The 13,909-nt window shown below is 64.6% G+C and carries 18 protein-coding genes; 7 read left to right on the top strand and 11 right to left on the bottom strand.

All coding sequences use genetic code 11. The features are described from left to right. Positions 1–56 precede the first annotated feature (56 nt). Genes IVB13_RS31515 through IVB13_RS31505 form a run of 3 tightly spaced genes read left to right on the top strand, consistent with a single transcriptional unit; the run spans position 57 to position 1,278 of the window. Positions 57–392: a metalloregulator ArsR/SmtB family transcription factor gene (locus IVB13_RS31515; RefSeq protein ID WP_085351067.1), complete on the top strand. Its 336-nt coding sequence runs from the start codon at positions 57–59 to the stop codon at positions 390–392. Continuing rightward, positions 389–853, top strand: coding sequence for an SRPBCC domain-containing protein (locus IVB13_RS31510; protein WP_085351066.1), 465 nt, complete (start codon positions 389–391; stop codon positions 851–853). Before IVB13_RS31515 ends, IVB13_RS31510 begins: the two co-directional genes overlap by 4 nt. Before the next feature lie 11 nt (positions 854–864). Beyond that, positions 865–1,278 carry a GFA family protein gene (locus IVB13_RS31505; RefSeq protein ID WP_018455590.1) on the top strand — a complete coding sequence of 138 codons (414 nt, stop codon included), beginning with the start codon at positions 865–867 and terminating at the stop codon, positions 1,276–1,278. Between the two features lie 43 nt (positions 1,279–1,321). On the opposite strand, the gene IVB13_RS31500 is transcribed toward IVB13_RS31505, so the two are convergent. The 10 genes from IVB13_RS31500 to IVB13_RS31455 all read right to left on the bottom strand — a co-directional run bounded on the left by IVB13_RS31500 (position 1,322) and on the right by IVB13_RS31455 (position 9,287). Beyond that, the gene (locus IVB13_RS31500; protein ID WP_018455589.1) at positions 1,322–1,732 is read right to left on the bottom strand and encodes a DUF2000 family protein; all 411 of its coding nucleotides are present in this window, start codon (positions 1,730–1,732) and stop codon (positions 1,322–1,324) included. A 63-nt stretch (positions 1,733–1,795) separates the two neighbouring features. Next, a complete protein-coding gene (locus tag IVB13_RS31495) occupies positions 1,796–2,185 on the bottom strand; it encodes a DUF4189 domain-containing protein (protein WP_018455588.1) in 390 nt (129 codons plus the stop codon). 194 nt (positions 2,186–2,379) lie between these two features. Next, a complete protein-coding gene (locus tag IVB13_RS31490) occupies positions 2,380–3,984 on the bottom strand; it encodes a molybdopterin-binding/glycosyltransferase family 2 protein (RefSeq protein WP_018455587.1) in 1,605 nt (534 codons plus the stop codon). Then, complete coding sequence (locus tag IVB13_RS31485) at positions 3,981–4,682, bottom strand: XdhC family protein (protein ID WP_018455586.1); 702 nt, start codon at positions 4,680–4,682, stop codon at positions 3,981–3,983. The genes IVB13_RS31490 and IVB13_RS31485 overlap by 4 nt, the downstream gene beginning before the upstream one ends. 2 nt (positions 4,683–4,684) lie before the next feature. Next, on the bottom strand, positions 4,685–5,008 hold the full coding sequence (locus tag IVB13_RS31480; protein WP_007602422.1) for an XdhC family protein: 324 nt from the start codon (positions 5,006–5,008) through the stop codon (positions 4,685–4,687). Positions 5,009–5,017: 9 nt separating this feature from the next. Next, positions 5,018–6,220, bottom strand: coding sequence for a VWA domain-containing protein (locus tag IVB13_RS31475; protein WP_085361694.1), 1,203 nt, complete (start codon positions 6,218–6,220; stop codon positions 5,018–5,020). A gap of 132 nt (positions 6,221–6,352) precedes the next feature. Beyond that, positions 6,353–7,288, bottom strand: coding sequence for a MoxR family ATPase (locus IVB13_RS31470; RefSeq protein WP_026232979.1), 936 nt, complete (start codon positions 7,286–7,288; stop codon positions 6,353–6,355). A gap of 62 nt (positions 7,289–7,350) precedes the next feature. After that, a complete protein-coding gene (locus tag IVB13_RS31465) occupies positions 7,351–8,157 on the bottom strand; it encodes a xanthine dehydrogenase family protein subunit M (RefSeq protein ID WP_247491222.1) in 807 nt (268 codons plus the stop codon). 33 nt (positions 8,158–8,190) lie between these two features. Next, positions 8,191–8,676, bottom strand: a complete 486-nt coding sequence (locus tag IVB13_RS31460) for a (2Fe-2S)-binding protein (protein ID WP_007602418.1) — start codon at positions 8,674–8,676, stop codon at positions 8,191–8,193. A 164-nt stretch (positions 8,677–8,840) separates the two neighbouring features. Continuing rightward, positions 8,841–9,287, bottom strand: coding sequence for a carbon monoxide dehydrogenase subunit G (locus IVB13_RS31455; RefSeq protein ID WP_018455582.1), 447 nt, complete (start codon positions 9,285–9,287; stop codon positions 8,841–8,843). A 184-nt stretch (positions 9,288–9,471) separates the two neighbouring features. Between IVB13_RS31455 and IVB13_RS31450 the strand changes: the two genes are divergently transcribed. From IVB13_RS31450 to IVB13_RS31440, 3 genes are all read left to right on the top strand, one after another. Further along, entirely contained in the window at positions 9,472–10,827 is a 1,356-nt protein-coding gene (locus tag IVB13_RS31450) for a 3-carboxy-cis,cis-muconate cycloisomerase (RefSeq protein ID WP_247491220.1), read from the top strand. A 36-nt stretch (positions 10,828–10,863) separates the two neighbouring features. Continuing rightward, positions 10,864–11,646: a 3-oxoadipate enol-lactonase gene (gene pcaD, locus IVB13_RS31445; protein ID WP_247440535.1), complete on the top strand. Its 783-nt coding sequence runs from the start codon at positions 10,864–10,866 to the stop codon at positions 11,644–11,646. Between the two features lie 107 nt (positions 11,647–11,753). Next, positions 11,754–12,146 (top strand): carboxymuconolactone decarboxylase family protein, encoded by a 393-nt coding sequence (locus IVB13_RS31440; protein ID WP_085351059.1) that lies wholly within the window; start codon positions 11,754–11,756, stop codon positions 12,144–12,146. Here IVB13_RS31440 and IVB13_RS31435 read toward each other — a convergent pair. Beyond that, the gene (locus IVB13_RS31435; protein ID WP_247491218.1) at positions 12,108–12,644 is read right to left on the bottom strand and encodes a hypothetical protein; all 537 of its coding nucleotides are present in this window, start codon (positions 12,642–12,644) and stop codon (positions 12,108–12,110) included. The genes IVB13_RS31440 and IVB13_RS31435 overlap by 39 nt on opposite strands. Before the next feature lie 341 nt (positions 12,645–12,985). On the opposite strand from IVB13_RS31435, the gene IVB13_RS31430 reads away from it, so the two are divergent. After that, positions 12,986–13,903, top strand: coding sequence for a branched-chain amino acid ABC transporter permease (locus IVB13_RS31430; protein WP_018455577.1), 918 nt, complete (start codon positions 12,986–12,988; stop codon positions 13,901–13,903). The last annotated feature ends 6 nt before the right edge of the window (positions 13,904–13,909 follow it).

Genomic DNA, 13,909 nt, shown 5'->3' with positions numbered 1-13,909 from the left:
AATCTGGTCCACAAATTAGTATTGACTAATTCATTAGCGGCGGCTAATCTAATTCTATGATCGAAGCCGCCCCAAATCCCGTTACCACCGTCATGCGCGCCCTCGCGGACCCGACGCGACGCGCCGTCTTCGAACGCGTGTTCGAGAGCACGGAGATCAGCGTCGCTGAACTCACGCGGGGAAGTGGCGTGACGCAAGGCGCGATCTCGCAACATTTGAAGTCCCTCAAGCAGGCCGGCCTCGTCGCCGAGCGTGCCGAGGGCCGCAACGTCTATTACCGTGCCGCGCCGCAAGGCCTCGAACCGCTGGTCTCCTGGATGGACCATTACGGCGTGTTCTGGCGCGAGCGCTTCCAGAACCTGCGTGACCTCTTGAAGGAGATCGACCCGTGAGTGCTGTTGAATTGAAAGCCGAGACAAAAGACATCGTCATCGACGAGGTGCTCCCTCATGCGCCGGAGACGATCTGGAAGGCGCTGACCAGCGCCCAGCTGATCGCGCGCTGGCTGATGCCGCCGACCGGTTTCGAGGCCGTCGAAGGCAACACTTTCACCTACCAGACCACGCCGGGCGGCGCATGGGATGGTGTCATCCATTGCCGGGTCCTGGAAGTCATGCCGAACCGCCGCCTCGTCTACGCCTGGAAGGGCGGCGATGAGCGGAACATTGGCTACGGCGCGCCGCTCGACACCGTCGTGACGTGGTCCCTCACCCCGGTCGAGGACGGCACGCGGATCCGTCTGGTTCATGCGGGCTTCGTCTTGCCCAGGAACGAATCGGCCTACACGGGCATGAGCGGCGGCTGGAAGAAGGTCGTCCGCCAGCTCGACGAGATCAGCGGCGAAGACAAGTAAGGAGTAATCGCATGACCAAGCCCTATACCGGCGGCTGCGCCTGCGGCGCGATCCGCTATTCGATTGCCGGTGAGCCGCTGTTCAGCAATCACTGCCAGTGCCGGGACTGCCAGCGCGAAAGCGGCAGCGCCCACGGCTCGTACATGACATTCGCACGCGACGGCGTCACGGTGACGGGCGAGGCAAAGCATTGGGACATGGTCGCCAACAGCGGCAACGTGAAGACGCGCGGTTTCTGCACACAGTGCGGCGTGCCTGTGTACATGACCTTCGCGGCACAGCCCGACGTCTTCACGATCCGCGCCGCAAGCCTCGACGAGCCCGCCCGCTACAAGCCGCAGGCGGTCACTTTCGCCGCGCGCGGACATCACTGGGATCGTCTTGACCCTGACCTGCCCAAATTCGCGGGCATGCCGCCGGGGTGAGGCATCGCAGGTGGAAGCGCGCGCAAGACCGCGCGCGTTCACGTCAACTATGAAACTTCAACCCGTCGACGATCTTGTCGATCACCTTGCGCTCCGCGCGCATCGCGAGACCGACGAGATTGAGATCGGTGCGCGCCACTGCCCTCACCACCTCGCGGTTGGCCGCATCATGAGTGGTCTTGAACATGTCCTCGGTATAGACCGCCGGCTTGACGTTGCGCGTCAGGGCCCGATCGAGCGCGCGCGTCAATGCGGGACCGTCGGCCCCATAGATCAGGATCGGCTGACCGATCAGCGCGTGATATTTCGTGCCCGACGCGTCCTCATAGGGCTCGCCGATGCATTCCGGAAAGGCCGCGGCGATGCCGCTGGTGAGGAAGGCCGCGACGTTGAGCTTCTGCCAGGCTTGAAGATCGGTACGAATCACGATGGCGATCTTGGTATCGAACTGCATGCAACTCCCCGACTGTCATTCCGGATTCGATGCTACGCACGATCGGAATGACTGCAACAGGAATCAACCCTTGGCGTCGCAGGCCCAGGCGCGGATCACGCATTCCTTGCCGCCGTATTTGTAGCATTCGCGCGTGGCGGCATTGAGCGTGGTCGAGATCTTCGGCTTGACGGCATAGCCATAGGCGCCGCAGGGATTGGAAAGATCGACCGACATCGCGGCGCAGGCGCGCTTCATCGTCACGGTCGTGCAATCGCCCTTGCACTGCTTCTGCGCCGCCGCACGGGCTTCGTGCTCGGCGCCATAATCAAAGGCCTGGCCGTAAGCGCCGCACTTGCCGACCGCAAATGCACCGGCGGCATGCGCATCCGTGATATGGCGAGCGCCCGCGATGCAGACGGACAGCGCAAAGAAAAACATCGCGCAACGGCGCGCGACGACGTTCGAAGCCATGGAAAAACCCCTCCCCCCAAGGCAGGTGAAGGTGACTGTAAGCGGCGGTTGTTTCCAGATGGTGAACGGGGCGTTGAATTGAGGCCTGGGCGGCGCGGTAGGTGGGCAAAGCGACGCGTGCCTACCAATCAAACACCACCGTGTCGAGGGATGGTGGGCACGGCGCTGCGCGCCTTTGCCTACCCTACGAACCGCTATCCCCGCCGTGCCGCTTCCAATGCCTGCGGCGTGTCGATGTCGAGGAAGGCGCTCTCGCCGTCGACCGGCACTTCGGCGACGGCCTCGGTGTGCTTGGCGATCAGATGGCGCGCGCCGACATCGCCGTCGAGCGTCATCAACTCCTTGAAGAAGCGGCGCGACCACAGCACAGGGTTGCCGCGGCGACCTTCGCTGACGGGCACGACGATGAGATTGCCGCGGTCCGGTGCGAACGCGTCGATGAGACGGTCGATCAGGCCGGCGTCGATCAGCGGCATGTCGCCGAGGCAGACCACGGCGCCGTCGGACGCCTCGGGAACGGCCGCGATGCCCGCCTTGACCGAGCTTGCGATGCCGCCGGCAAAATCCGGATTTTTGACAAAACGCACCTTCAGGCCCTGCAAGGCTTGTTCGATCAGCTCGGTCTGATGGCCGGTGACGACGATCACCTCGGACGCCTTGGAGGCCAGCGCCTGCTCGGTCGCTATTCGCACCAGCTTCTTGCCATCGAGCTCGGCCAGTAGCTTGTTCGGCCCACCCATCCGGGTCGAGCGGCCTGCTGCGAGCACGATGACCGCGACCTGGTTGTTGCCCTCGATCTCCGGTTTTGCGCGCGGCTGCGGGCGCGTGACGATCTCCATCAGGAGGCCGCCAACACCCATGCCCATCAGCTCGGACCGCGTCACCTTGATGCCCGCGAGCAGCCGCATCAGCACCCAGTCAAAGCCGTTCTCGACCGGCGAGCGCGCGCAGCCGGGCGCGCCCAGCACCGGCACGGCGCCGGCCCGGGCAATCAGCAGCAGGTTGCCGGGATCCACCGGCATGCCGAAATGCTCGATCTCGCCGCCGATGCCGGTCACGGCCGCAGGGATCACGTCGCGGCGGTCGGCGATCGCGGATGCACCGAACACGATCACGAGCTCGGCGCCAAGTCCCAGCAGTTCCTTGATCGCAGCCGACAGCGCCTGCTCCTCATGCGGAACCCGCCGCTCCGCGATGATGCCGGCTCCGGCTGGCGCCAGCCGCTCGGCGGTGACCCGCAACGTCTTGTCGATCACCTTGGAGGACAGGCCGGGCAGCAGCGTCGAGACCACGCCGACGCGCTTGATGACGTAAGGCGCGATCTTCAGAACGTCGCGACCCGCGGCCTTCACCGCGGCATCACGCAAGTTTCCTTTGACGCCGAACGGGATGATCTTGACGGTGCCGACCATCTCGCCCTCGACCACCGGCTTGTAGGCGGAGAGCGTGGCAAAGGTAATGGCCTCGTCGATATTGTTGATGCGGTCCACCGCGGCGCGATCGATCACCAGCACGCCTGGCTGCGCGGCGAACAGATTGGCCCGGCCGGTGAAGGCGCGCTCGACATGGATGCCCTCGCCGCCGACCGCGAGCGCGATGCTGGCGGCAGCGATGTCCTCGGAGACATCGCCCTCCTCCATCCGCACCACCACAACGTCCTTGATGCCGGCGCGCTCCAGCGCCTCGACCTCGGCCGGGCCGATCGTCGTGCCCTTTTTCAGCACCAGCGGTCCCTGGCGCAGGGTGTGGACGGTCACCCCGCCGATCGCATCCCTGGGACTCGCCGGGCCGAACTTCATGCGGCTTCTTCTTTTTCTTTGGGCGGCAGGCGAAGCACCGCCGTGATCTCGGCCATGATCGAGACCGCGATCTCGGACGGCGAGACCGCGCCGATCGCAAGCCCGATCGGCGCGTGGATGCGCGCGATGTCAGCCTCCTTGGCGCCTTGCGCCCGCAGCCGGTCGCCGCGCTTGGCGTGCGTCTTCCGCGATCCGAGCGCGCCGATATAGAAGCAGTTGCGCTCGAAGGCGTGCAGCAGCGCGGGATCGTCGATCTTGGGATCGTGCGTTACCGCGACGAAGGCCGTGTAGGCGTCGACGTTGAGCAGCGGCAGCGCCGTGTCGGGCCATTCCGCGACCAGTGGAACGTCGGGGAAGCGCTCGGGGCTCGCAAAGGCCGTGCGCGGATCGACCACGGTGACGTCGTAGCCGAGCGAGCGCGCCAGCGGTGCCAGGGCCTGGCTGATATGGACGGCGCCGACGATGACGAGCTTTGCGGTCGGCGCATAGACGTTGAGGAAAAGCTTCTTGCCGCCGGCTTCGACGCTGGCGCTTTTGCCCATGCGAAGCTGCTTGTCGAGCTCGGCGCCTAATGGATCCTTGGCAAAATCCTTGGCCTTCACCAGGCGCTGCTCACCACTCTCGGTGTCGGTGACCAAAATCACCGCGCGGCGCGCGGCGCGCTCGGTATTGAGTTCGTGCAGGATCTCGAGCTTCACGGCTAGCCGACTTTCTCGACGAAGACGCGGATGGTGCCGCCGCAGGACAGCCCGACATTCCAGGCAGTCTCGTCGGCAACCCCAAACTCCAGCATCCTGGGCTTGCCGCTCTGGATCACATCCATGGCCTCCGTGACCACGGCGCCCTCGACGCAGCCGCCGGAGACGGACCCCAGGAACGTGCCCTCGTCGTTGATGACTAGGCTCGAGCCCGCCGGACGCGGTGCCGAGCCCCAGGTCTCGACCACGGTGGCGAGCGCGACGCCACGGCCGGCCTTCTGCCAGTCCTCCGCCGCCTTCAGAATATCCTCGTCGCGATCGAGCATGGCTACCTCTCAGGCTGCGGAGCGGATCAAGCTGCGGTGATGCGGCGGCAGCGGCCGGGAGAGCGTGGTGATCAGCTCCTGGATCGAGCTCAAATTATGTACCGGACGGAATTCGTCAACGTGCGGCAGCATCATTTTGATGCCCTGGGCCTTGGCCTCGAAGCCGCCAAACCGCAGCAGCGGGTTGAGCCAGATCAGCCGCCGGCAGGAACGGTGCAGCCGGTCCATCTCGAAGGCGAGCTTGGAATCGGCTTCCCGCTCCAGCCCGTCGGAGATCAGCAGCACGATGGCGCCCTGGCTCAGCACGCGCCGCGCCCACAATTTGTTGAAATTGTGCAGGGAGGCCGAGATCCGCGTGCCGCCGGCCCAGTCCTCGACCGAGGCCGAGCAGCTCGCCAGCGCCTCGTCGGGGTCGCGCTGGCGCAGCGCCCGGGTCACGTTGGTGAGGCGAGTGCCGAATAGGAACACCGAGACACGTTTTCGCGCGTCCCCTATGGCATGCAGGAAATGCAGGAACAGGCGGGTGTACTCGCTCATCGAACCCGAGATGTCGAGCAGCGCGACGATCGGCGCCGGTTTCTCGATCCGCCCGAGGCGATGGATGTCGATGATGTCGCCACCGGTGCGCAAGGACGCGCGTAAGGTGCGGCGCAAATCAAGACGAAGCCCGCGCGCATCAGGCCGGTGCCGGCGCGTCAATAGCTCGGCCTGCGGCAGCCGCATCCGCTCGACAGCGCGGAGCGCTTCGGTGATCTCGGCCGCGCTCATCTGAGCGAAATCCTTCTTCTGAAGGATTTCCTTGTCGGAGACCGACAGGCGCAAATCCTGCTCCTGGTGCTGCGGCGTCTCCGTCATGCGCGGCTGCGACATCGCCTCCTGGACGCGGCGGGAGCCGGCCTGCGGCTTCTTCTTGGCCTGCTCCGGCAGCGGCACCGAATCCAGCATGTGCTTCCACTCTTCCGACGCCCGGAAGAACAGGTTGAAGGCCTGTTTGAAGATCAGCGCATGCTCGTGGCGCTTGACGAAGATCGCCTCCAGGGTGGTGAAGACGTCGGCGCGGTGGCCGATGTCGATCACCTCAAGCGCGCTCATGGCATCGATGACCGCACCCGGCCCAACCGGCATGCCGGCCGAACGCAGCGCGCGGGCGAAGCCCACGATGTTGTCGGCGAACTGCTCGGTCTGCTCAGGCGCAAGGTGGTTGATGGCCATGGTCTTTCCTCGCTCCGTCATTCCGGGGCGTCGCGAAGCGACGAACCCGGAATCCAGAGATTGTGGCGCGAGATTCTCAGGTGCGCAATTGCGCACCAGAGTTCACGCTCCCGCGCGCCCCGGAATGACAAGTTACTCGCTCGTCGCGTCCTTCAGCACCTTCTGCAAGGTGTCGCCCTGCATCCGCGTGATGTCGTCCTGGTATTTGAGCAGCGCGCCCAGCGTGTCGCCGACCACTTGCGGGGTCAGCGAGCGGGCGTCGAGCTCCGACAGCGCAGTGGCCCAGTCGATGGTCTCGGCAACGCCCGGCGATTTGTAGAAATCCTGATTGCGTAGCGCCTGGACGAAGCGCACGACCTGCTGCGACAGTTTCGCGGAGATGCCCGGCACGCGCGACTTGACAATCGCGAGCTCACGATCGGCATCGGGATAATCGACCCAGTGATAGAGACAGCGCCGCTTCAGCGCGTCGTGGATTTCGCGGGTGCGGTTGGAGGTGATGATCACGATCGGCGGATGCGGCGCCTTCACGGTGCCGAATTCGGGAATCGTCACCTGGAAGTCGCTGAGGATTTCGAGCAGATATGCCTCGAACGCCTCGTCGGCGCGGTCGAGCTCGTCGATCAAGAGCACCGGCGGTCCCGCAACGTCGGGCTCCAGCGCCTGCAGCAGCGGCCGCTTGATCATGTAGCGGTCGGCGAAGATATCGGAGGAGAGCTGATCGCGATCGGTGTCGCCGGCGGCTTCCGCCATCCGGATCGCGATCATCTGCGCGGCGCTATTCCATTCGTAGACCGCCGAGGAAACGTCGAGGCCTTCGTAACACTGCAGGCGGATCAGCTTCCGCCCCAAGGCCGCCGACAGCACTTTTGCGATCTCGGTCTTGCCGACGCCGGCTTCGCCTTCCAGAAATAGCGGCCGGCCCATGCGCAGCGACAGATAGGTCACCGTGGCCAGCGATCGCTCGGCGAGATAGCCGCGCGACGTCAGGAGTTCGAGCATCGAATCGACCGATGCCGGCAATACAACTGAAGTATTGGCACCGGACGTATTGGCCGCTGAGGTCATGAAAAAGCCAGTCTCGCTACGCCCTCACCGGGGACAAGTTTGGGCCGAGGCGTGAGGATCACTCACTCCTTGGCGTTGGCGGCGTCGAGGGCGCGCCGCGTCAGCACGCCGATAAGATGCGCGCGGTATTCGGCGCTGCCATGGATGTCGCTGTTGAGGCCGTCCGCCGGCACCTCGATGCCGTCAAGCGCCTTCGCGGCGAAGCGCTTCTTCAAAGCTTCCTCGAATGCGGTGACACGGAACACGCCTTCGGAGCCGGCGCCGGTGACCGCGACCCGCACGTCGGAGGGACGCCGCGCCACGAACACGCCGACCAGCGCGTAACGCGAGGCCTGGTTGCGGAACTTGATATAGGCCGCCTTCTTCGGCAGCGGGAACATCACCTTGGTGATGATCTCGTCGGCTTCGAGCGCCGTCGTGAACAGGCCCTGGAAAAACTCCTCCGCCTTGAGGCGGCGCTTGTTGGTGACGATGGTGGCGCCGAGCGCAAGCACGGCAGCCGGATAGTCCGCTGTCGGGTCGTTGTTGGCGAGCGAGCCGCCGATCGTGCCCTTGTGGCGCACGGCGGGATCGCCGATCTGGCCGGCCAGGTTCGCGAGCGCCGGGATCGCCTCGCCGACGATGGCGGAGCTTGCGACCTCGGCATGCCTGGCGGTGGCACCGATCACGAGCGCGCGGCCCTTCATCTCGATCGTGTTGAGCCCATCGATATGGGAGAGGTCGACCAGATGCGGCGGGCTGGCGAGGCGCTGCTTCATGACGGGAATCAGCGTGTGGCCGCCGGCGATCACCTTGGCATCTTCGTTCTTCACCAGGAGGTTGGCGGCCTGCCGAATGGTCCCGGGGCGATGGTATTTGAAATCGTACATCTGAATGTCCTGATCGCAGAGTGCGCGCGAGGTTTACGCGAGATCGGATTTCGCCATCGCCTTGGCGCCGGCGGAGATCGAGGTGACGATGTTCTGGTAGCCGGTGCAGCGGCAGAGATTGCCTTCCAGCTCCTCGCGGATGGTGTGGTCGTCGAGCTCGTTGCCCTTGCGATGGACGATGTCGATCGCGGTCATGATCATGCCGGGCGTGCAGAAGCCGCACTGCAGGCCATGGTGTTCGCGGAAGGCCTCCTGCATCGGATGCAGCGGCGCGCCGTCGGCGGCCAGGCCCTCGATCGTCTTGACCTCGTGGCCATCGGCCATCACGGCGAGCGTGGTGCAGGACTTCACGGCCTTGCCGTCCAGATGCACGACGCAAGCGCCGCACTGCGAGGTGTCGCAGCCGACATGGGTGCCGGTGAGCCGCAGATTCTCGCGCAGGAACTGCACCAGCAGGGTGCGGGGATCGACGTTGGCCGTGACAGGATTGCCGTTCACGATGAGGGAGATTTTTGCCATAAACACTCTCTATCAGCGCCCCGACGGGTCCCGTCGAAGCGGTTCTTATAATTATTCCAACCCATCATATGGGCCATTATGCCCCGGGGCAACATCACCGGGAATGCAAGGCGCCATGACAAAACGCGATATGCCGAAAGGCGCAATGCTTGAGGTGTTGGCCTTCAGCCCTGTACCGCCTTGGCGAAGTTCGCGAAAAATTCGTCGGCCAGTTTCTTGGCGGCGCCGTTGATCAGGCGCTGGCCGAGCTGCGCCAACTTGCCGCCGATCTGCGCCTCGACCTCGTAGGACAAAAGCGTGCCGCCGTCCTTCTCCGCAAGCTTGACCACGGCGCCACCCTTGGCGAAGCCGGCCACCCCGCCCTCGCCTTCGCCGGAGATCTTGTAGCCGTTCGGCGGGTCGAGATCGGACAGTGTGACCTTGCCCTTGAAGCGCGCCGACACCGGACCGACCTTCATTTTCGCCGTCGCGCGAAAGCCGCCATCGTCGGTCTTCTCCAGCTCCTCGCAGCCGGGGATGCAGGCCTTCAGCACCTCGGCATCGTTGAGCTTGGCCCACACGGCCTCGCGCGGCGCCGCAAGCTGGACTTCGCCGTTCATCGTCATGGCCATTGGGTGCCTCCCGGGATACCGAACTTGGATCGCGCAACTATAATGCAGCTCAAGTACCGCACGGAGGCGGCAAAAGAAAGGGTGGCCCTCGGTCACGTGCAATGCATATTCGCAACTGCAAAAAGCTTGCGCCGCCGGTTTGGGATTGGCACAGGCGGGTCATGGTGGTTAGGTCCCGCACAATATGAGCACATCCCTCTCCCCCCTGCTCGCGCCGATGCTGTCGAGCGTGGCCATGCGCGCGGTCTGCGACGACCGGTCGACCCTTCAGAACATGCTCGATTTCGAGGCAGCCCTCGCCCGAGCCGAGGCGGCCACGGGTGTGATTCCCGCGTCCGCGGTGGGCCCGATCGAAGCCGCGTGCAAGGCCGATACCTTTGACATGGCTGCGCTGGCCGAGGCCGCGACTCGATCCGGCAATCTCGCGATCCCCCTGGTCAAGACTCTGACCGCCAATGTCGGCAAGGGCGACGCCGAGGCCGCACGCTACGTGCATTGGGGCGCGACCAGCCAGGACGTCATCGACAGCGCGACCATGCTCACGCTTCGCGCCGGCATCGATGCATTGGACGCCGATCTCAGCAGCGCCATCAAGGGCTTTGCCGCACTGGCGCGCAATCACCGCAACACGGTAATGGTGGCGCGAACCTGGCTCCAGCACGCCCTGCCGATGCCGTTCGGACTGAAGGCCGCCGAATATGCCGCAAGCCTTGCCCGCGCCCGCTGCCGCCTCAGGCGGCTGCGCCGCGAGGGCCTCGCACTGCAATTCGGCGGCGCGGCCGGCACGCTTGCGGCACTTGGCGACAAGGGGCTCGTCGTTTCAGAACGGCTGGCGCAGGAGCTGAACCTGCCATTGCCAGAAGCCCCCTGGCACACCCACCGTGACCGCATCGCGGAAGCCGCATCAGCCTTCGCGATTCTCGCCGGAAGCTGCGGCAAGATCGCGCGCGACGTCTCGCTGCTGATGCAGACCGACGTCGCAGAGGCGTTCGAGCCCGCCGGGGAAGGCCGCGGCGGCTCCTCGACCATGCCGCACAAGCGCAACCCGGTGGCAGCCGCAAGCGCGCTCGGCTGCGCGACCATGGCGCCTCAGCTCGCAGCGACGATTTTTGCCGCACAGGTGCAGGACCACGAACGCAGCGCCGGTCCCTGGCACGCGGAATGGCCGACGCTGCCGCAATTGATGCTGGTCACCTCCGGCGCGCTTGCCGCCATCGTCGACATCGCCGAGGGTCTCGATGTCAATGCCGCGCGCATGCGCAGCAATCTCGATGCGACGCACGGGCTGATCATGGCGGAAGCGGTTACCTTTGCGCTGGCGGAGACGATCGGCAAGAGCGATGCGCATCATCTGATCGAGGCCGCGAGCAAGCGCGCGGTCGCCGAGAAGAAGCATCTGCGCGAGGTGCTCGCAGCCGATTCGCATGTCACTGCGCATCTTTCGCCGGAAAAAATTGCGGCGTTGCTCGAGCCGATGGCCTATCAAGGCGCTTCCCAAGCCCTGATCGACCGCCTGCTCGACAGCCTCGAACGCGAATAAAGCAGTCCTGCGCGCAAATAAAACGGAGACGCCCGCATGCCCATGATCGATGCCGACGGTTGCCTGATCAACGTCTCCGTCGAGGGCCGCGACGGCGGGCCGACGCTGATGCTCTCGAACTCGCTCGGCTGCACGCTGCAGATGTGGGAGCCGCAGATGAAGGCACTGACGCAGATATTCCGCGTCATCCGCTACGACCGCCGCGGCCACGGCAAGTCCAACGTTCCGCCCGGCCCCTACACCATGGAGCGCTTCGGCCGCGACGTGCTCGCCATCCTGGACGACCTCAATATCGAAAAAGTGCACTGGTGCGGCCTGTCGATGGGCGGCATGGTTGGGCAATGGCTCGGCGCGAACGCGCCGGAGCGCTTCGGTAAGCTCATCCTCGCCAACACCTCCTGCTACTACGCCGAGCCGACCAAATGGCTCGAGCGCATTGACGCGGTGAAGAAGGGCGGCATCGCCGCCGTCGCCGACGCCGTCATCGCCGGCTGGCTCACCCAGGATTTCCGCGAGCGCGCGCCCGACATCACCGCCAAGATGAAGGAGATGCTGCTGGCCTCGCCGCTCGAAGGCTATCTCGCCTGCTGCGAAGCGCTGTCGACGCTCGACCAGCGCGCGTTGCTGCCGAACATCAAGAACCCGACACTGGTGATCGCCGGCCGCCACGACATGGCGACGCCGATTTCGGCGGGTGAATTGATCCGCTCAAGCATTCCCGGCGCGAGCATGACCATCATTGACGCCGCCCACATTTCCAATGTCGAGCAGCCGCACGCATTCACCGACGCGGTCGTGGGCTTTTTGACGCAACGCTAGCCACAACCGTCGTTGGGAGCACAGCGATGCAACCAGAAATCCGTCTGCCGTGAGAGACTGGATTGCTTCGTCGCTTCGCTCCTCGCAATGACGAAGGAGGAAACAGCATGGACGACCAGAAACGCCGCGATGCCGGTATGAACGTGCGCCGAAAAGTGCTGGGCAATGCCTGGGTCGACAAGTCGATCGCGGGTCGCAATGCATTCAACACCGATTTCCAGGACATGATCACGCGCTACGCCTGGGGCGAGATCTGGACGCGGCCGCATTTCGACGAGCGCACGCGGCGGGTGCTGGTGATCGGCACCATGGTTGCGCTTGGGCAATGGGATGAATTCCGCCTGCATGTGCGCGCCGCCCTCGCCGAGGGTGGCTTCACGCCCAACGACATCAAGGAAATCCTGCTGCAGCAGGCGATCTATTGCGGCGTGCCGGCGGCGAACCACGCCGTCAAGGAAGCCTCAGCGATTGTGCAGGAGCTCGGCCTGCTCAAGACCTAGCGGCGGGGTGGCCTCGACGGGCTTCTGAACGATCTTGGGCGCCGCCGCGGGCCGCTCGATCACCACCACGATGGCGGCACCCAGCAAGAGCAGAAGTTCGGTGGCGTGCAGCCGCAGCGCGGCCATCTCGCCGACCTTCGAGGCCATGATCATGCTCGCAAACGAGATCAGGCTGCCGATCGCAAGCGCAATGCCGAGCGCTTCGTCGCTGCCGCCGTTCTTGCGGATACGGGGGATGCAGAGCAGCGCAAGGTAGATCGCAAAGAACGCCACCACCGTTAAGCGCCCCACCGCCAGCAGCCAGGCGGCGCGCACCGTGTCCATCCCCGCCATCTGGAGATGGTCGCTGAGGAAAAGAGCGACTGCGACGCTCGGCCGCTCATAGAGGCCGTGCACCGGCGCCACCATGATGTTGAAGGCAACGAGGGTCCAGGTCGGGATGAAATAGGCCGCCAGAAGTGCGCCGTTGATCGAACCGATCCGCCAGTTTCCGAACATGCCGCTTCCCGCTTCGTTTGGCCCGCGCCTTCGATGAAAGGCTCTGCCGGGAGCTAACTCGCATCAGACTGTGGCGGCAATTTAAACCCTTTGTTTACCTTAACTGCCTCCCGACAGGCATCCGATGGCGCTGGCGGAGCCGGTTCCGCCCATTGCGGGGGAACCGGAGCGCCAAATGATCTCTGTAAAAGCCTTGATGCGGAGGCGAGGCCGGTTGCAGCCGCCAGTTCCCTCCTGTTACAAAACGAGAATGCTTAAGGGCTGCCGGGGCCCGAGAAGAAACCAGCACTCTCTCTCGAAGAGCTCCCTTTGAGCCGCGTCAGATTTGGGTACGGCAGCCTATGGATTATTTCGCCCAGCAGCTCATCAACGGCCTCGTGCTCGGCTCGATCTACGGGCTGATCGCGATCGGCTACACGATGGTCTACGGCATCGTCGGGATGATCAACTTCGCCCATGGCGATGTCTTCATGATCGGCGGCTTCATCGCCCTGATCACCTTCCTTCTCCTGGTCTCGACGGGCCTGACTGCGGTCCCGGTGATCCTTTTGATCGTGATCCTGGTCTCGATGGCGATCACCGCCCTGTATGGCTGGACCATCGAGCGCATCGCCTACCGTCCGCTGCGCCACTCCTTCCGCCTCGCGCCGATGCTGTCGGCGATCGGCATGTCGTTCGTGCTGACCAACTATTCGCAGGTGGCGCAAGGCGCGCGGGTGAAGCCAGTGCCGCCAGTGATCACCGGCGGCTATACGCTGCACGAGAGCGCTGATGGCTTCGTCATTCAGCTCTCCAATATCCAGATCGTGGTGGTCATCACCACCATCGTGCTGCTGGCAATCTTCACCTGGCTGGTGTCGCGCACACGGCTCGGGCGCGACATGCGCGCCTGCGAGCAGGACCAGACGATGGCGGCGCTGCTCGGCGTCAACGTCGACCGCACCATCTCCATGACCTTCGTGATCGGCGCTGCGCTCGCCGCAGTGGCCGGCCTGATGTACCTGCTCTATTACGGCCTGGTCGATTTCTTCATGGGCTTCGTCGCCGGCATCAAGGCTTTCACCGCGGCCGTACTCGGCGGCATCGGCTCGCTGCCCGGCGCCATGCTCGGGGGGCTCGCGATCGGGCTGATCGAGACGTTCTGGTCGGCCTATTTCTCGGTCGAATACAAGGATGTCGCCGCGTTCTCGATCCTGATCGTCGTGCTGATCTTCATGCCGACCGGCCTGCTCGGCCGTCCCGAAGTCGAAAAAGTCTGACGGTCG

The organism is Bradyrhizobium sp. 17, from assembly GCF_023073515.1.
GTDB classification, from domain to species: Bacteria; Pseudomonadota; Alphaproteobacteria; order Rhizobiales; family Xanthobacteraceae; genus Bradyrhizobium; species Bradyrhizobium canariense_D.
The sequence above is the reverse complement of the archived record's forward strand: the minus strand, read 5'-3'. Positions and strand labels throughout refer to the sequence as shown.